This window comes from Streptomyces sp. NPDC087440 (genome assembly GCF_044744005.1).
Classification (GTDB): Bacteria; Actinomycetota; Actinomycetes; order Streptomycetales; family Streptomycetaceae; genus Streptomyces.
The window spans coordinates 23,354-40,167 of the sequence record NZ_JBIUXN010000037.1; the positions used below are offsets into that span (position 1 = coordinate 23,354).

General features: G+C 70.1%; 17 protein-coding genes. 15 read left to right on the plus strand and 2 right to left on the minus strand.

What is annotated here, in order from left to right:
• Positions 1-4: 4 nt before the first annotated feature.
• The 3 genes from ACIO3O_RS41315 to prcA are packed head-to-tail and all read left to right on the plus strand — an operon-like array spanning position 5 to position 2,199.
• Positions 5-598 (plus strand): endonuclease VII domain-containing protein, encoded by a 594-nt coding sequence (locus tag ACIO3O_RS41315; RefSeq protein WP_401755706.1) that lies wholly within the window; start codon positions 5-7, stop codon positions 596-598.
• Positions 550-1,395, plus strand: coding sequence for a proteasome subunit beta (gene prcB / locus ACIO3O_RS41320; RefSeq protein ID WP_401755709.1), 846 nt, complete (start codon positions 550-552; stop codon positions 1,393-1,395). The genes ACIO3O_RS41315 and prcB overlap by 49 nt, the downstream gene beginning before the upstream one ends.
• 54 nt (positions 1,396-1,449) lie before the next feature.
• Positions 1,450-2,199 carry a proteasome subunit alpha gene (gene prcA / locus ACIO3O_RS41325; RefSeq protein ID WP_401755712.1) on the plus strand — a complete coding sequence of 250 codons (750 nt, stop codon included), beginning with the start codon at positions 1,450-1,452 and terminating at the stop codon, positions 2,197-2,199.
• A gap of 75 nt (positions 2,200-2,274) precedes the next feature.
• Here prcA and ACIO3O_RS41330 read toward each other — a convergent pair whose 3' ends face one another.
• A complete protein-coding gene (locus tag ACIO3O_RS41330; RefSeq protein ID WP_401755715.1) occupies positions 2,275-3,303 on the minus strand; it encodes a LacI family DNA-binding transcriptional regulator in 1,029 nt (342 codons plus the stop codon).
• Between the two features lie 137 nt (positions 3,304-3,440).
• Here ACIO3O_RS41330 and ACIO3O_RS41335 point away from each other — a divergent pair, with 137 nt between their 5' ends.
• From ACIO3O_RS41335 to ACIO3O_RS41390, 12 genes are all read left to right on the plus strand, one after another.
• On the plus strand, positions 3,441-4,709 hold the full coding sequence (locus tag ACIO3O_RS41335; protein WP_401755718.1) for an MFS transporter: 1,269 nt from the start codon (positions 3,441-3,443) through the stop codon (positions 4,707-4,709).
• Positions 4,710-4,718: 9 nt separating this feature from the next.
• Positions 4,719-6,080, plus strand: a complete 1,362-nt coding sequence (pafA, locus tag ACIO3O_RS41340) for a Pup--protein ligase (RefSeq protein WP_401755721.1) — start codon at positions 4,719-4,721, stop codon at positions 6,078-6,080.
• Positions 6,081-6,213: 133 nt separating this feature from the next.
• Positions 6,214-7,215 (plus strand): FKBP-type peptidyl-prolyl cis-trans isomerase, encoded by a 1,002-nt coding sequence (locus ACIO3O_RS41345; RefSeq protein ID WP_401755724.1) that lies wholly within the window; start codon positions 6,214-6,216, stop codon positions 7,213-7,215.
• A gap of 85 nt (positions 7,216-7,300) precedes the next feature.
• On the plus strand, positions 7,301-7,675 hold the full coding sequence (locus ACIO3O_RS41350) for an FKBP-type peptidyl-prolyl cis-trans isomerase (RefSeq protein WP_401755727.1): 375 nt from the start codon (positions 7,301-7,303) through the stop codon (positions 7,673-7,675).
• 181 nt (positions 7,676-7,856) lie between these two features.
• Entirely contained in the window at positions 7,857-8,816 is a 960-nt protein-coding gene (locus ACIO3O_RS41355; RefSeq protein ID WP_401755730.1) for a helix-turn-helix transcriptional regulator, read from the plus strand.
• Between the two features lie 15 nt (positions 8,817-8,831).
• On the plus strand, positions 8,832-9,800 hold the full coding sequence (locus ACIO3O_RS41360) for a helix-turn-helix transcriptional regulator (RefSeq protein ID WP_401755733.1): 969 nt from the start codon (positions 8,832-8,834) through the stop codon (positions 9,798-9,800).
• Positions 9,801-9,869: 69 nt separating this feature from the next.
• Positions 9,870-10,133, plus strand: a complete 264-nt coding sequence (locus ACIO3O_RS41365) for a hypothetical protein (protein WP_401755736.1) — start codon at positions 9,870-9,872, stop codon at positions 10,131-10,133.
• A gap of 49 nt (positions 10,134-10,182) precedes the next feature.
• On the plus strand, positions 10,183-10,380 hold the full coding sequence (locus tag ACIO3O_RS41370) for a hypothetical protein (protein ID WP_401755738.1): 198 nt from the start codon (positions 10,183-10,185) through the stop codon (positions 10,378-10,380).
• Positions 10,381-10,595: 215 nt separating this feature from the next.
• On the plus strand, positions 10,596-10,886 hold the full coding sequence (gene tatA / locus ACIO3O_RS41375) for a Sec-independent protein translocase subunit TatA (protein ID WP_401755741.1): 291 nt from the start codon (positions 10,596-10,598) through the stop codon (positions 10,884-10,886).
• Positions 10,887-10,950: 64 nt separating this feature from the next.
• Positions 10,951-11,892: a twin-arginine translocase subunit TatC gene (tatC, locus tag ACIO3O_RS41380; protein ID WP_401755744.1), complete on the plus strand. Its 942-nt coding sequence runs from the start codon at positions 10,951-10,953 to the stop codon at positions 11,890-11,892.
• A 42-nt stretch (positions 11,893-11,934) separates the two neighbouring features.
• Positions 11,935-12,864 (plus strand): diacylglycerol kinase, encoded by a 930-nt coding sequence (locus ACIO3O_RS41385; RefSeq protein WP_401755747.1) that lies wholly within the window; start codon positions 11,935-11,937, stop codon positions 12,862-12,864.
• A gap of 73 nt (positions 12,865-12,937) precedes the next feature.
• Complete coding sequence (locus ACIO3O_RS41390) at positions 12,938-15,766, plus strand: DEAD/DEAH box helicase (RefSeq protein ID WP_401755750.1); 2,829 nt, start codon at positions 12,938-12,940, stop codon at positions 15,764-15,766.
• A 52-nt stretch (positions 15,767-15,818) separates the two neighbouring features.
• Here ACIO3O_RS41390 and ACIO3O_RS41395 read toward each other — a convergent pair whose 3' ends face one another.
• On the minus strand, positions 15,819-16,781 hold the full coding sequence (locus tag ACIO3O_RS41395) for a pseudouridine synthase (protein ID WP_401755752.1): 963 nt from the start codon (positions 16,779-16,781) through the stop codon (positions 15,819-15,821).
• Positions 16,782-16,814 lie beyond the last annotated feature (33 nt).

Genomic DNA, 16,814 nt, shown 5'->3' on the forward strand with positions numbered 1-16,814 from the left:
CGGAATGAACGTGAAGCATTGTCCGGGGTGCTCCCGGACCTTGCCGGTGGACTCCTTTGCGGCCGACCGTAATCGGAAGGGCGGACTCCAGGTCCGATGTCGGCAATGCGTTTCGGAATACGGCGCTCGGCATTATCGGCGACGCATGGAAGCGCAGGGAAAGAAAGTCCGCGAAAAGGTCGACGTTCCGCCCGGTCACAAGGAATGCCGTGGCTGTGGTCAGATCAAGCCGCACAGCGAATGGCATCGCAATGCCACCGCTTCTGACGGTCTGGCCACACGCTGCAAGCCGTGCCGAGCGGAACAGGGGCGCGCGGATCACCTGAAGCGCTCGTACGGCATCACCGAAGCCCAGCGCGACGAAATGATCGCCTCGCAGCAGGGGGTCTGCACGATCTGCCTGAAGGCCCCCGCCGTGCATGTGGATCACTGCCACGAGACGGGTAGGGTCCGAGGCGTACTGTGCTTCAACTGCAATGCGGCCCTCGGCCAGTTGGGAGACGATCCCGACACGTTGCACCGGGCCATCGCATACCTGGAGGGAAACGCGTGGAAGCCAACACTCGTAGCACCGGGCGTCTACCAGCTGCCTTCCTGACGCCCGGGTCGGCCTCGTTCATGGACTTCCTGAACGAGCACTCGCCCGAGCTGCTCCCCGGCAACCGGGTGCTGCCCCCCGTCGCGGGCGTCGTCGAAGCGCCGCACGGGACGACCATCGTGGCCGCCTCGTTCCCCGGCGGGGTCGTCCTCGCCGGCGACCGGCGCGCGACCATGGGGAACATGATCGCCCAGCGCGACATCGAGAAGGTCTTCCCGGCCGACGAGTACTCGGCGGTCGGCATCGCGGGCACGGCGGGTCTCGCCGTGGAGATGGTGAAGCTCTTCCAGCTGGAGCTGGAGCACTTCGAGAAGGTCGAGGGCGCGCAGCTCTCGCTCGAAGGAAAGGCGAACCGTCTCTCGACGATGATCCGGTCGAATCTCGGAATGGCGATGCAGGGGCTGGCCGTCGTGCCGCTGTTCGCCGGTTACGACCTGGACCGGGAGAAGGGCCGCATCTTCTCGTACGACGTGACGGGCGGGCGTTCCGAGGAGGTCGGGTACGCGGCCACCGGGTCGGGTTCGGTGTTCGCGCGCGGTTCGATGAAGAAGCTGTACCGGAAGGACCTGTCGGAGCAGGAGACGACCACGCTGGTCATCCAGGCGCTCTATGACGCGGCGGACGACGATTCGGCGACGGGCGGGCCCGATGTGGCGCGTCGTATCTATCCGATCGTGACCGTCATCACGGAGGACGGTTTCCGGCGGTTGACGGACGACGAGTCCGCCGAACTGGCGCGGGCGATTCTGGAGAAGCGTCTGGAGCAGCCCGACGGCCCGCGTGCCTCGCTCCTCTGATTTCCCCGAGCTTCTCTCATGTTTTCGCCTCTGACAGAAAGGGACGGATAGCCGGTGTCGACGCCGTTCTATGTCTCACCCCAGCAGGCCATGGCCGACCGGGCGGAATACGCCCGGAAGGGCATCGCCCGTGGACGCAGTCTGGTTGTGCTGCAGTTTGCCGACGGCATCGTGTTCGTCGGCGAGAACCCGTCCCGTGCGCTGCACAAGTTCAGCGAGATTTACGACCGGATCGGCTTCGCGGCCGCCGGTAAGTACAACGAGTACGAGAATCTGCGGATCGGTGGTGTCCGGTACGCGGACATGCGTGGGTACACGTACGACCGTGACGACGTGACGGCGCGCGGTCTGGCGAATGTGTACGCGCAGACGCTCGGTTCGATCTTCTCCAGCAATGCGGAGAAGCCGTACGAGGTCGAGTTGGTGGTCGCCGAGGTCGGTGCCGAGCGGGAGGGTGACCAGATCTACCGGTTGCCGCACGACGGGTCGATCGTGGATGAGCACGGTTCGGTCGCGGTGGGCGGCAACGCGGAGCAGATCAGTTCGTTCCTGGATCAGCGGCACCGTGACGACATGAGTCTGGCGGAGGCGTTGAAGCTGGCCGTGCAGGCGTTGTCGCGGGACACGAACGGTACGGAGCGGGAGATTCCGGCGGAGCGTCTTGAGGTGGCGGTGCTGGACCGTACGCGGCCGCAGCAGCGGAAGTTCAAGCGGATCGTGGGGCGTCAGTTGGCGCGTCTGCTGGAGGCCGACGGTGATGCGTCGGCGCCGACCGAGGTGCCGTCGGACACCGAGGAGGAGTAGGCCCGCGCGTTTTTCAGGTGTGGCCCCGGACCGCTGTGGAGCGGTCCGGGGCCATTCGTGTGCCAAGGGGGGCTGTCAGGGGGCGGGTGCGGTGGAGCCGCGTCGGACGAGTTCGACGGGGAGGTCGGTGCTGTCGGGGGTGCGGCCTTCGAGTACGGCGAGGAGGGCGGCCATGCCGCGTCTGCCGACCTGTTCGGCGGGGAGGCGGACGGTGGTGAGTTCGGGTTCGACGGCGGTGGCGAGGGCGATGTCGTCGAAGCCGGTGACGGAGACGTCGTCGGGGACGCGCAGGCCGAGGCGGCGCAGGGCCTTGCAGGCGCCGGCGGCGAGGATGTCGTCGTCGCAGATGACAGCGGTGGGGCGGTCGGTGCCGGTGGTGAGGGTGTTTTCGAGGGCGGCGCGGGCGCTGTGGACGTCGAGGGCGGAGGGGACGGGGTGCAGGGTGGTGCCGGGCGGGAGGGCTTCGGCGAGGGTGCGGGCGCGGACGTGGAAGGTCCAGGTGTCGACGGCGGAGGCGAGGTGGAGGAAGTGGCGGTGGCCGAGGTCGAGGAGGTGGCGGGCGACCTGGTGCATGCCGTCGGCGATGGCGAGGTTGACGTGGGCAGCGGCGCCCTGGGGGTCGTGGGTGTCGGTGGGGTCGCTGTCGAGCATGACGAGGGGGAGTCCGGTGCCGCGGAGTGCGCCGAGGGCGTGGGTGGCCATGGAGGAGGCGATGACGCCGTCGAGGGCGGTGCGGGCGGAGGCGAAGGGGTCGCGGGCGGGTCCGGTGCCGTCGGGGGAGGGGTAGAGGACGACGCCGAAGCCGTGTTCGGCGGCGGTGGCGGCGGCTCCGGTGTAGACGCGGGCGAAGAATTCGTTGGTGAGGGCGGGGACGACGAGGAGGGCGGTGCGGGTGTTGCCGAGGCGGAGGCTGCGGGCGGCCTGGTTGGGGCGGTAGCCGAGGTCGACGGCGGCGTCGCGGACGAGGGCGGCGGTGCGGGGGGAGACGCGGCCGTGCCACTTGTCGCCGAGGACGAGGGAGACGGTGGCCTGGGAGACTCCGGCGGCCCGGGCGACGTCCCTGCTGGTGGGGGCGGTGCGGGTGGGCTGTGCGGGGGTGGTCACCGGGTTCTCCGTGGGGGCTGGGTGAGGGGGGTGCGGGGTGGACCGTCGGGTTGTGCACATGGTACGTATGACGGCGGTAGTTATACGTAAAACCCCTTCGCCCGGGCGGGCGGTTCCGGGGAAGAAGGGCGGGACGGATGGCCGCGGGATACGCCGAGCTGCTGGGGACGCGTCATGCGGCGCGGCTGCTGGCCGGGACGCTGGTGGGGCGGTTGCCGAACGCGACGGCGCCGATCGCGATCATGCTGTTCACGCGGGCGGAGGGCGGTTCGTACACGCTGGGCGGTGCGCTGGCCGCGGTGTACGGGGTGTCGAACGCGGTCGGTCAGCCGCTGCTGGGGCGTGCGGTGGACCTGAAGGGGCAGCCGCGGGTGCAGCTCCCGGCGGCGTTCCTGTCGGCGCTCGGCGTGCTGCTGCTGTGCCTGTCAGGCATCGACCATCTGGTGCTCGCTTACGCGGCCGTGGTGGTGGCGGGGCTGTTCACGCCGCCGCTGGAGGGCGGGCTGCGGGCGTTGTGGCCGAGCGTGCTGGGCGACGAGGACAAGGTGCACCGGGCGTACGCGATGGACGCGGTGGCCCAGGAGATCATGTTCACGGTCGGCCCGCTGCTGGTGACGCTGCTGGTGTCGTTGTGGTCGTCGGCGGCGGCGCTTTTGGTGATCAACGGGATCGGGGTGCTGGGCGCGTTGTCGGTGGTGGTGTCGGAGCCGTCGCGCACCTGGCGGTCGGCGCCGCGCGAGGCGCACTGGCTGGGGGCGTTGCGTTCGCCGGGGCTGCTGGCGCTGTTGGGGTCGTTCTTCTTCGTCGGCATGGCGCTGGGTTCGATCACGGTGGCGGGTGTGGCGTACGGGGACGACCACGGCGAGGCGTGGGTGTACGGGGTGCTGATGGCGGCGCTCGGGCTGGGTGCGCTGGTGGGTGGTCTCGTCTACGGGGCGCGGCAGTGGGCGGGGGCTCCGGAGCCTCGGCTGGTGGTGATTGTGGCGTTGTTGGCGGCGGGGTATCTGCCGTTGATGCTGACGCCGGGGATCGTGGCGATGACGGTGCTGGCGGGTGTGGCGGGGGTGTTCCTGGCGCCGGCGCTGGCGTGTGCGTTCATCGTGGTGGACCGGCATGCGCCGCGGGGGACGGTGACGGAGGCGTTCTCGTGGCTGGTGACGACGTTCGGTGTGGGGTCTGCGGTGGGTACGGGGGCTGCGGGGCCCGCGGTGGAACTCGGGGGGACGGCGGCGAGTTTCGGTGTGGCGGCGGTCGGCGGGGTGCTGGCGCTGCTGGTTCTGGTGGCGACGCGCCGGGTGTTGAGGGTTCCTCAGGTCAGGGAGAGCGGCGTAAACATTGTCGGGGCTTTTGAAAATGATCGAATCGGTGAGGTCGAACCCGGTTTCAGCTCAGGCCATCAGGCGTAATGTTCAGACATGGACCGCCGCATTTTCGGGCTGGAGAACGAGTACGGCGTCACGTGCACGTTCAGGGGACAGCGCCGACTGTCTCCTGACGAAGTGGCGCGCTACCTCTTCCGCCGTGTTGTGTCATGGGGCCGCAGCAGCAACGTCTTCCTGCGGAACGGCGCCCGCCTGTACCTCGACGTGGGATCGCATCCGGAATACGCGACACCCGAGTGCGACAACCTGACCGAGCTGGTCACCCACGACAAGGCCGGGGAGCGCATTCTCGAAGGCCTGCTCGTCGACGCCGAACGCCGCCTGCACGAGGAGGGAATCGCGGGCGACGTCTATCTGTTCAAGAACAACACCGATTCCGCCGGGAACTCCTACGGCTGCCACGAGAATTACCTGGTGGCGCGGCATGGTGAGTTCTCGCGGCTCGCGGACATTCTGATTCCGTTCCTGGTGACGCGTCAGCTGATCTGTGGTGCGGGGAAGGTGCTGCAGACGCCGCGTGGTGCGGTGTACTGCGTGAGTCAGCGTGCCGAGCACATCTGGGAGGGCGTCAGTTCCGCGACGACGCGTTCGAGGCCGATCATCAACACGCGGGACGAGCCGCATGCGGACGCTGAGCGTTATCGCCGGCTGCACGTCATCGTGGGCGACTCGAACATGTCCGAGACGACGATGCTGTTGAAGGTCGGCGCGACGGATCTGGTGCTGCGCATGATCGAGGCGGGCACGGTGATGCGGGACCTGACGCTGGAGAACCCGATCCGGGCGATCCGTGAGGTGTCCCACGACATCACGGGCCAGCGCAAGGTGCGGCTGGCCAGTGGCCGGGAGGCCTCCGCGCTGGAGGTGCAGCGCGAGTACTACGAGAAGGCCGTGGACTTCGTCGACCGTCGTGGCATCCGCGAGGGCAACGTGGCGAAGGTGCTGGAGCTGTGGGGCCGGGCGCTGGACGCCATCGAGGCGGAGGACCTGGACCGGATCGGCACCGAGATCGACTGGGTCATGAAGTACAAGCTGATCGAGCGGTACCGGGCGAAGCACAACATGACGATGTCGCATCCGCGGGTCGCGCAGATAGACCTCGCGTACCACGACATCCACCGGCGTCGGGGTCTGTACTACCTGCTGGAGAGGAAGGGGCAGGCGGCGCGGATCTGCAACGACCTGAAGATCTTCGAGGGCAAGTCGGTGCCGCCGCAGACGACGCGGGCGCGCCTTCGGGGTGATTTCATCCGGCGGGCGCAGGAGCAGCGCCGGGACTTCACGGTCGACTGGGTGCATCTGAAGCTGAACGACCAGGCGCAGCGCACGGTGTTGTGCAAGGACCCGTTCCGGTCGGTGGACGACCGGGTGGAGAAGCTGATCGCCGGGATGTAGCGGCGGGCGGTGGTGGCTGTGGGCCGGAGCGTGAGAGCTCCGGCCCACAGCCGTGTCGGTGCTCGTGGTGCGGCTGGGGCATGGTCGTAGAGTGGCGGGACTGCCCGGACACCCCCTACCGCGAGTTGGACTGATGATCCCCAAGAAGACTGCCCGCATTGCCGCTGCCGCTCTGGTGGTGCCCGCCCTGTTCCTGACCGCCGCGTGTGGTTCCGACACGAAGGACGGCAAGGACGAAGGGTCGAAGACCGTGTCGGCCGAGGCCGTTGCCAAGGTGTCGGGGAAGTTCGGCGAGGAGCCGAAGATCGACGTGGCCAAGGACGCGAAGGCCGCGGACAAGGTCGTGGTGAAGACGTTGTCCGAGGGCACGGGTGCCGCGGTGACGAAGAGCGACTTCGTCCGGCTGGACTTCTCGGGCAAGACGATGAAGGGCCAGACGCTGGGTTCGACCTGGATGAAGCAGCCGGGTGCGGACCCGAAGGCGCCGCGCATGCAGGTCGTGCAGGACATTGCGCAGCCCGGTCAGATGCTGCCGTCGAAGGTGATGGAGGCGCTGGCGGGCAAGAAGGTCGGCAGCCGGGTGGAGATCGAGGGCACGGCGAAGGCGCTCATCGGCGACCAGCTGAACCCGCAGTCGGGGATCACCCCGCAGGACGGTCTGGTGTGGGTCGTGGACATCGTGGGTGCGAAGTCGTTCGACAAGAAGACCGAGTCGAAGGGTGAGCAGGCGGCGGTGTCCGAGGGCATGCCCGAGGTGAAGGCGGACGGTCAGAAGGCGGCGACCTTCACCATCCCGAAGGGCGAGAAGGCCCCGAAGGACCTCAAGGAGCAGGTCCTGATCAAGGGGACGGGTGCCGAGGTGAAGGCCGGTGACGGTCTGGTCGCCCAGTACACGGGTGTGAAGTGGGAGGACGGCAAGAAGTTCGACTCCTCCTGGGACCACGGTGGCGCGACCGCCTTCCAGATCGGTACTGGTGCGGTCATCAAGGGCTGGGACAAGGGTCTGGTCGGCAAGCACGTCGGGGACCGGGTGCTGCTGAGCATTCCGGCGGCGCAGGCGTACGGCGGCAACCCGCAGAGCGAGCTGGCCAAGAACAACCTGGTGTTCGTCGTCGACATCGTCGGCACCGTCTGAGTCCCGCGGCCCCGGGAATGCGGCTCCTTCGCGGGCCGTGCGAGACTTTCGCGTTGTCCGACATGTACGAAGTAGGAGCAGACCTGTGAGCATCGAGAAGCCCGAGATCGACTTCCCCGAGGGCCCCGTCCCGACGGACCTGGAGATCGTGGACATCTGGGAGGGCGACGGCCCCGAGGCAAAGGCCGGTGCCTACGTCAAGGTGCACTACGTGGGTGTGGCGTTCTCCACCGGCGAGGAGTTCGACGCCTCGTGGAACCGCGGCACCCCGCTGGAGTTCCAGCTCGGCGCCGGTCAGGTCATCAAGGGCTGGGACCAGGGCGTGCAGGGCATGAAGGTCGGCGGCCGTCGTCGGCTGACCATCCCGGCGCACCTGGGTTACGGCGACCGTGGCGCGGGCGGCGGTGTGATCGCCCCGGGCGAGACGCTGATCTTCGTCTGCGACCTGGTGTCCGTCTGATCGCAGTGCGTGTGACGTGCCGCTGATCGCGGTGCGTGTGCGGTGCCGCTGAAGGCGGTACGAGGGCCTCCGCCTCCGTGGCGGGGGCCCTCGGCTTTTGCCGCGACACCCCGGGGCGGTACGGTCGACGGTCGTAGCGCCCGGACGGTTGGTGGCGCGCATCTGGGGAGAGAGGGCGTCGATGGCGATTGCCAAGGCCGAGCGTTTGATGAACCTGGCGCTGTGCCTGCTGGGGACGCGGCGCCCGCTCAGCAAGCGTGAGTTGAAGGAGTCCATCGAGGCCTACCTGGAGGCGGGCAACGAGGAGTCCTTCAACCGGATGTTCGAGCGCGACAAGGACGATCTGCGCGAGCTCGGCCTGGTCATCGAGACGGTGGAGAACCTGGACGGCGACGCCGGGTACCTGGCCCGCCGGGACAGCAACCGGCTGCCCGCGATCCAGCTGGACGCCGAGGAGGCCGCCGCGCTGGGGCTCGCCGCGAAGGTGTGGCAGCAGGCCCGGCTCGCGGGTGCGGCCTCGGGCGCGCTGCAGAAGCTGCGCGCCGCGGGGATGCCGGAGGCGGAGGATCCGTACGCGAGTCAGCCGCACAGTGCGCTGGAGCCGAGGATTCCGGTGCACGAGGCGGCGTTCGAGCCGTTGATGCTGGCCTGCCGGGACCGGCGTCCGGTGGTGTTCGACTACCGCAAGGCGACGGCGGCGCGGCCGGAGACCCGGCAGGTGGAGCCGTGGACGCTGGAGTGCTGGCGCGGCCACTGGTATCTGGCGGGCTGGGACCGCGACCGGGGTGCCGAGCGGGTGTTCCGGCTGTCGCGGATCACCGGGAAGGTGCGGTCGCGGGCGGGGAAGTTCACCGCGGAGGTGCCGGACGTGGTGACGGTGCGCGAGACGGTGGAGAGCTGGGCGGGGGAGACCGCGACCCGCAGTGCGCTGATCAAGCTGCGTTCGGGGTCGGGGTATCCGCTGCGGTCGAGGGCGACGGCGGTGCGGGAGCTGGGCGACGGCTGGGACGAGCTGGCGATTCCGTACGGTCACGGGCTGGACGCGTGGCTGGTGGAGTTCGGCCCGGACGTGGTGGTGCTGGAGCCCGCGGATCTGCGGGCGGACGTCGTGGACCGGCTGCGCGCCGTGGCCAAGGGCTGAGGGGCGGGGACTTTCATGGCGACCAATGCCATCGACCAGACGCGGCGGATGCTGTCGCTGGTGACGTATCTGCGGGAGCGGCCCGGTGCGCACATCGAGGACGTGGCGCGGGCCTTCGGGATCACCCAGGACGAGCTGATCTCCGACCTGGACGTGCTGCCGATGTGCGGCACCAGCTTCCGGGGCGGTGACCTGCTGGACATCGACACCGACGGCGAGCGCATCTGGTGGCACAACCCCGACGATGTGGCCGAGCCGCTGCGGCTGGCCGCCGACGAGGCGACGGCGCTGCTGGTGGCGGCCCGCGCGGTGTCCACGCTGCCCGGGCTGCGCGAGGGCGACCGGCAGGCTCTGCTGCGGGCGACGGCGAAGCTGGAGGCGGCGGCCGGTGAGGCGGCCGGGGCGAGTTCCCGGCTGTCGGTGACGTTCGAGTCGGAGGGCGGGGTCTTCGCGGACGTCGACCGGGCCATCTCGGAGCGTCGGCGGCTGTGGTTGCGCTACTACTCGCCCGCCCGGGACGAGCTGACCGAGCGCGAGGTGGACCCGATCCGCCTGTTCGCGGTGGGTCACACGTACATGGAGGCGTGGTGCCGTCTCTCCGAGGCGCGCCGCACCTTCCGCCTGGACCGGGTGGCGGAGATCAAGCTGCTGGACGAGCCGTCGGAGCCGCCTCAGATCGAGCTGCGGGACCTCTCGGAGGGGCTGGTGCAGCCCGCCGCGGAGGACCCGGAGGTCGTGGTGGAGGTCGGGCCCGGCGGGCGCTGGGTCGCCGAGTACTACCCGCACGACAGCGCCGAGGAACTGCCCGACGGCGGTTTGCGGGTCACGCTGCGCACCCCCGACCCGGCGTCGCTGCGCAGGCTGGCGCTGCGGCTGGGCCGGGACGGGCGGATCGTGTCGCCGGTGGGGCTGGCGGTCAGCGCACGGGAGGCGGCGCGGGACGCCCTGTCCGCGTACGCGTCGGAGCCGGGCGGCCTCGCCTAGCAAGAGGGGCGGGGGCGACGGGGGTGCGGGCCCGCCCGGTGTCACGGAACCACCAAGGAGAGCTGGGACATGTCAGTGATGTCTGGTCCTTATCAAGCGGCCGCCCCCCTGGAGGCGGTCCTCTTCAAGGCGGCCTGCCCGGACTGCCGGGCCCGCTTCGAGCTGGACGCGGCCGGGCTGCGCCTGGCGATCGGCGGCAGCCGCCGCACCACCTTCTACTCCTTCACCTGCCCGGAGTGCGGCAACGCGGTCCGCAAGCCGGCCGGGGAGCGGATTGTGGAACTCCTCACCCGGGGCGGGGTGCGGACGCTGCGCCTCCACTCGGCTCTCTGACGCCCGGACCGCGCCGCCACCAGGCTCTCCGACCCCTTAGGCTCCTCCCATGTTCTGGCCCATGCTCGCCATCTGTCTCGGTTTCCTCGGACTCGCCGTGCTCGGCGTGCTGGCCGTGCGGGTCTTCGTCGAAGTCCGCCGCCTGGGGCGGCAGGTCGCCGAGTCCTCGCAGCGGATCACCCTCGCCGCCGAAGATCTGGAGCGGTCGGCGGAGGGACTGGCGCGCACGGGTGAAGCGCTGCGGTAGCCGGGGGAACGGCGGCCTCCGCCGGTGTCCCGGACAGGGGTACGCTCGGTGACCGCGGTGCCGGGAGCGAGGCACGGGCCGCAATCCGGAGTACGCACGGGCATTGCCCTGTGTTTACTCCGGGGGGTTACGATCGCTGACAGTACGAAGGGCCGGACGCGTGTCCGGTCACATGCTCCACTCCCACCCCGCCGCCTCGGTGAGAAGGTCCCACTATGTTCCGTCAGATCGGTGCCCCCGAACTGATCATCATCGCCCTGCTGATCCTGCTGCTGTTCGGCGCCAAGAAGCTGCCCGACATGGCGCGCTCGCTCGGCAAGTCCGCCCGCATCCTCAAGAGCGAGGCCAAGGCGATGAAGTCCGAGGGCGGCCAGAAGGCGAGCGCCCCCGCGGACCCGCCCGCGCAGGACGCCGGTACCGAGGGTGACGCCCCGCGCACCATCAAGGCCGCGCCCGGCGACGTGACCTCGCGTCCGGTGACCGAGCCGACCGACGTCAAGCGCTGACACTGGGCCGATGCGGGCAGCCCGACCGATGACGGCTGCCTGTTACACGAGATGAGGACGTGGGTTGCTCAAGTTTGCCCGCAAGCAGGTGAAGGAAAAGGATCCCGAGGGGCGGATGCCGCTCGGGGAGCACCTGCGTGAGCTTCGCAACCGGCTCGCCAAGGCGGTCCTCGCGATCGTCGTGGTCGGCATCGTCGCCCTCTTCTGGAGCGATGAGATCGTCGGGTTCCTGACCGACCCGGTGCCCAAGTGCGTCGAGGGCGGCACCAGGACCGGTGGCACCTGCGCCAACCTCACGTACATGGACATCATGTCCCCCTTCTCCACCACGGTGAAGGTCGCCTTCCTGACCGGTGTGGTCGTCTCCGCGCCGGTCTGGCTGTACCAGCTGTGGGCGTTCATCGCTCCCGGTCTGCACCGCAACGAGAAGAAGTACACGTACTGGTTCGTGGGCGTCGCGGCGCCGTTGTTCGTCGCCGGCGCGTACACGGCGTACGTGGTCCTGCCGGTCAGTTTCAAGGTGCTGCTCGGCATCACGCCGGACGGTTTCGAGAACCTGCTGTCGCTGGACACGATCCTCGACTTCTCGGTGCGCATGGTGCTGGTCTTCGGCGTCGCCTTCGAGGTGCCGCTGGTGATGGTCATGCTGAACTTCGCGAAGGTCGTCACCGGAAAGCAGATGGTCCGCTGGTGGCGGGCGGTGCTGATGGGCGTCTTCGTGTTCGGCGCGATCGCCACCCCGTCGACCGACCCGGTCGGCATGCTGGCGCTGTCGGGGCCGATCATCGTCCTGTACTTCATCGCGGTGGGCATCGCGATGCTCAACGACAAGCGGCGGGCCCGCAAGGACCCGGACGCGCAGCTGGACGACGACGAGGCGTCCGAGCTCGACCTCACGCCTGAGGCGGTCGGGGAGATCGAGCCGGTCGGCGCCCGCCGGGCGTTGCCGGAGCAGGCCAATGGATCTGCGCCGAGGCAGCTCAACGGTTACGACGACATCACCTGATCTTGTAGGGTCCCCCCGGACGACGTCTGGGGGGACTTTTCTGTGACCGGCTCTGGTGACGTAGCGGCTGCCGCTGCTGCCCGTGAGATCACGCTGTTCGTCAATCCCACGGCCGGGCGCGGGCGCGGTGCGCAGGCCGCCCAGCCCGCTGCCGCCGCCCTGCGCGAGGCGGGTCTGCGGGTACGGACCGTGCTCGGCGTCGACGCCGACGACGCCCTGCACCGGGCGCGGGCGGCGGTCGCCGCGGGCACCGGGGCGCTGGTCGCGGTCGGCGGTGACGGCCTGGTCAACCTGGCCCTCCAGGCGGTCGCCGGGACGTCGACGCCGCTGGGCGTCGTCGCGGTCGGCACCGGCAACGACTTCGCGCGGGCTTTGGGTTTTCCCGTACGAGATCCGGGTGCGGCCGGGCGGATCGCCGCCGGGGCGCTGCTCGCGGGCCGGGTGCGGGAGGTGGACCTGGGGCGGGTCGGCGGGCACTGGTTCGGCGGGGTGCTGGCGTCGGGGTTCGACTCGCGGGTCAACGACCGGGGCAACCGGATGCGGCTGCCCGCCGGGCGGTTCAGGTACGACCTGGCGATCCTCGCCGAACTCGCCGCGTTCCGGCCGATCCCGTACCGGATGCGGCTCGACGACGGGCCGGAGCGGGAGATCGCGGCGACGCTGGTGGCCGTCGGCAACGGGACCTCGTACGGCGGCGGCATGAGGATCTGCGCGGACGCCCGCCTCGACGACGGGCTCCTCGATGTGACCGTCGTCGGGGACTGCTCGCGCACGACCCTGCTGCGGGTCTTCCCGCGTGTCTACGCGGGGACGCATCTCAGCCACCCCAAGGTCTCCACGTACCGGGCGAAGAAGATCACTCTCGATGCCCCGGACATCACCTCCTACGCCGACGGCGAGCCGCTCGGGGCGCTGCCGCTGACTGCCGAGTGCGTGCCCGGGGCGGTGCGGGTGCTGGTCCCGCAGCCGTGAGGGGCGGCCGAATTCCATGGGTCAATAAAGATCGGGCTGAGTGTCACAGGTGGCGGGTAGGCTCGAAGACAAGATGACAGAGGACCTCTCACCAGCCGAGCGATACGCCGCCTCCCGCATCCGCGCCGCCGAGGAGGCCACCGCGCTCCACCCGTTCCGCGCCATGTACGACTTCGACCTGGACCCGTTCCAGATCGAGGCCTGCGAGGCGCTGGAGGCGGGCAAGGGCGTACTGGTCGCGGCGCCCACGGGCTCGGGCAAGACGATCGTCGGCGAATTCGCCGTGCACCTCGCCCTCACGCAGGGCGGCAAGTGCTTCTACACCACGCCCATCAAGGCGCTGTCCAACCAGAAGTACCAGGACCTCGTGAAGCGCTACGGCGCCGACAAGGTCGGGCTGCTGACCGGTGACAACAGCGTCAACTCCGACGCGCCCGTGGTCGTCATGACCACCGAGGTGCTGCGCAACATGCTCTACGCGGGCTCCCAGTCGCTGCTGGGCCTGGCGTACGTGGTCATGGACGAGGTGCACTACCTCTCCGACCGCTTCCGGGGCGCCGTCTGGGAAGAGGTGATCATCCACCTTCCCGAGTCGGTGACGCTGGTGTCGCTGTCGGCGACCGTGTCCAACGCGGAGGAGTTCGGCGACTGGCTGGACACCGTGCGCGGCGACACCGAGGTCATCGTCTCCGAGCACCGCCCCGTGCCGTTGTGGCAGCACGTGCTGGCCGGGCGCAAGATGTACGACCTCTTCGAGGAGTCCGACGACGGGCGCGGCGGCCGCCGCGAGGTCAACCCCGACCTGCTGCGCATGGCCCGCATGGAGAACCAGAAGACGTACAACCCGCGCGACCGCCGCAAGGGCAAGATGGTCCGCGAGGCCGACCGGGAGCGCGAGCGCCGCCAGCGCACCCGGATCTGGACGCCGGGCCGCCCCGAGGTCATCGAGCGCCTGGACTCCGCGGGGCTGCTGCCCGCGATCACGTTCATCTTCAGCCGGGCCGGCTGCGAGGCCGCCGTCCAGCAGTGCCTGTACGCGGGGCTGCGGCTCAACGACGAGGACGCCCGGCAGAAGGTCCGCGAGATCGTCGAGGAGCGCACCGCGTCGATCCCCGGCGAGGACCTGCACGTACTCGGGTACTACGAGTGGCTGGAGGGCCTGGAGCGGGGCATCGCCGCGCACCACGCGGGCATGCTGCCGACCTTCAAGGAGGTCGTCGAGGAGCTGTTCGTGAAGGGCCTGGTGAAGGCGGTCTTCGCGACGGAGACCCTCGCGCTCGGCATCAACATGCCGGCCAGGTCGGTGGTGCTGGAGAAGCTGGTCAAGTGGAACGGCGAGCAGCACGCCGACATCACCCCCGGCGAGTACACGCAGCTCACCGGACGGGCCGGACGCCGGGGCATCGACGTCGAGGGGCATGCGGCGGTGCTGTGGCAGCGCGGCATGGACCCGCAGGCCCTGGCGGGGCTGGCGGGGACGCGTACGTATCCGCTGCGCTCCAGCTTCAAGCCGTCGTACAACATGGCGGTCAACCTGGTGCAGCAGTTCGGGCGGCACCGCTCCAGAGAGCTGCTGGAGACGTCGTTCGCACAGTTCCAGGCGGACAAGTCGGTCGTCGGCATCTCCAAGCAGGTGCAGCGCAACGAGGAGGGCCTGGAGGGCTACCAGCAGGGCATGACCTGCCACCTCGGGGACTTCGAGGAGTACGCGGCCATGCGCCGCGGCCTCAAGGACCGCGAGACCGAGCTGGCCAAGCAGGGCGCCGCGCAGCGGCGGGCGGCGGCGGCCGACTCGCTGGAGAAGCTGAAGGTCGGCGACGTGATCCACGTGCCGACGGGGAAGTTCGCGGGGCTGGCGCTCGTGCTGGACCCCGGTGTTCCGGCGGGGCGCACCAACGGTCACCGGCGGGGCTTCGAGCACCACGACGGGCCGCGCCCGCTGGTGCTCACCGCCGAACGGCAGGTCAAGCGGCTCGCGGAGATCGACTTCCCGGTGCCGGTGGAGGCGCTGGAGCGGATGCGCATCCCGAAGTCGTTCAATCCGAGATCGCCGCAGTCGCGCCGTGACCTGGCGTCGCAGTTGCGGACCAAGGCAGGGCACATCGCGCCCGAGCGGCACCGCAAGGGGCGGGCGGCGGCGGCCGACGACCGGGAGATCGCCCGGCTGCGGACCGCGCTGCGCGCCCACCCCTGTCACGGGTGCGACGAGCGTGAGGACCACGCCCGGTGGGCGGAGCGGTACTACCGGCTCCAGCGCGACACACGGCAGTTGGAGCAGCGCATCGAGGGCCGGACGAACACCATCGCCCGCACCTTCGACCGCATCTACGCGCTGCTGACCGAGCTGGACTACCTGCGCGGCGACGAGGCCACCGAGCACGGGAAGCGGCTGGCCCGGTTGTACGGGGAGCTGGACCTGCTGGCGTCGGAGTGTCTGCGCGACGGTGTGTGGGAGGGCCTGAGCCCCGCCGAACTGGCCGCGTGCGTCTCGGCGTTGGTGTACGAGGCCAGGCAGTCGGACGACGCGGTGGCGCCCAAGGTTCCGGGCGGGGCGGCCAAGGAGGCGCTCGGCGAGATGGTCCGCATCTGGGGGCGGCTGGACGCCCTGGAGGAGGACCACCGGATCAACCAGACCGAGGGCGTCGGCCAGCGCGAGCCCGACCTCGGGTTCGCCTGGGCGGTGTACATGTGGGCCTCCGGCAAGGGGCTCGACGAGGTGCTGCGGGAGGCGGAGATGCCCGCCGGTGACTTCGTGCGCTGGTGCAAGCAGGTCATCGACGTGCTCGGGCAGGTCGCGGCGGCGGCTCCCGCGTCGAGCGGGGGCAGCACGGTGGCGAAGAACGCGCGCAAGGCCGTGGACGCGGTGTTGCGGGGCGTGGTGGCGTACAGCTCGGTGGGCTGACGCGTCTGCGCGGTGGGGCCCCGGCCGGGATCATTCCGGCCGGGGCCCTTCGTCATGGGCCGGTGGCCCAGCCCTGGGGGTCGGTCCAGGCCTGGAGGGTGCGGCGGGACGCGAAGCGGTGCTGGATGCCCGTGAAAGGGTCGGTGAACTCCAGTGAGCGGGCGAGGAGTTGGAGGGGTTTCGTGAAATCGTCCGGGGCCGGGTCGGTGAGGGTGGGGAAGTAGGGGTCGCCGAGGATCGGGAGGCCCAGGGCGTTCATGTGGACGCGGAGCTGGTGGGTGCGGCCGGTGTGCGGGATGAGGCGGTAGCGGGCCAACGTGCCCTGCTGGTCGAGGAGTTCGACGCGGCTCTCGCTGTTGGGCTCGCCCGGGACTTCGCGGGCGGCGATGATGCCGGGGGTCTTCTCGATGCGGCTGCGGAGGGTGCGGGGGAGGGCGAGGCCCGGTTCGTACGCGGCCAACGCCTCGTACTCCTTGTGGACATGGCGGTCGCGGAAGAGGTTCTGGTACGCGCCCCGGGCCGTCGGGTCGACCACGAAGAGGACCAGGCCTGCGGTGAGCCGGTCCAGGCGGTGCGCCGGGGTGAGGTCGGGGAGGTCCAGGTCGTGGCGCAGGCGGGCGAGTGCGGTCTGCGTGATGTGGGTGCCGCGGGGGGTGGTGGCCAGGAAGTGCGGCTTGTCGGCGACCAGGATGCGGTCGTCCCGGTGGACGACATCGATCGGGTACGGGACGGGGGGCTCCGGCGGGAGGTCGCGGTGGAACCAGAGGTGGAGGCCGGGGGTGTAGGGGGCGTCCGGGGGGAGCGGGGTGCCGTCGGCGGTGACGAAGGCGCCGGCGGCGAGCATGCGGTCGATGGTGGCGGGGCCGGCGGCGGCGAGCCGTTCGAGGAGGTAGGCGTGGACGGTGGGCGGGGTGTCGTCCTGCGCGGGCGGGAGCTTCAAGTGGACGGGGGCGATGCCGAGGTGCTGGGGGAGCGGGGAGGGGGGTGTGGTGCGGGGGCGGGGTCTGCGGGTCATGGTGGGGCAAGGGTATGGGGGCGGGGTGGGGGT

Bases quoted from the DNA above. Each gene is read 5' to 3' on its own strand.
- tatA (WP_401755741.1), top strand. From the start codon at position 10,596: ATGTTCCGTCAGATCGGTGCCCCCGAACTGATCATCATCGCCCTGCTG.
- ACIO3O_RS41390 (WP_401755750.1), top strand. From the start codon at position 12,938: ATGACAGAGGACCTCTCACCAGCCGAGCGATACGCCGCCTCCCGCATC.
- ACIO3O_RS41365 (WP_401755736.1), top strand. From the start codon at position 9,870: ATGTCAGTGATGTCTGGTCCTTATCAAGCGGCCGCCCCCCTGGAGGCG.
- ACIO3O_RS41315 (WP_401755706.1), top strand. From the start codon at position 5: ATGAACGTGAAGCATTGTCCGGGGTGCTCCCGGACCTTGCCGGTGGAC.
- pafA (WP_401755721.1), top strand. From the start codon at position 4,719: ATGGACCGCCGCATTTTCGGGCTGGAGAACGAGTACGGCGTCACGTGC.
- ACIO3O_RS41370 (WP_401755738.1), top strand. From the start codon at position 10,183: ATGTTCTGGCCCATGCTCGCCATCTGTCTCGGTTTCCTCGGACTCGCC.
- ACIO3O_RS41355 (WP_401755730.1), top strand. From the start codon at position 7,857: ATGGCGATTGCCAAGGCCGAGCGTTTGATGAACCTGGCGCTGTGCCTG.
- ACIO3O_RS41395 (WP_401755752.1), bottom strand. From the start codon at position 16,781: ATGACCCGCAGACCCCGCCCCCGCACCACACCCCCCTCCCCGCTCCCC.
- ACIO3O_RS41345 (WP_401755724.1), top strand. From the start codon at position 6,214: ATGATCCCCAAGAAGACTGCCCGCATTGCCGCTGCCGCTCTGGTGGTG.
- ACIO3O_RS41360 (WP_401755733.1), top strand. From the start codon at position 8,832: ATGGCGACCAATGCCATCGACCAGACGCGGCGGATGCTGTCGCTGGTG.
- ACIO3O_RS41335 (WP_401755718.1), top strand. From the start codon at position 3,441: ATGGCCGCGGGATACGCCGAGCTGCTGGGGACGCGTCATGCGGCGCGG.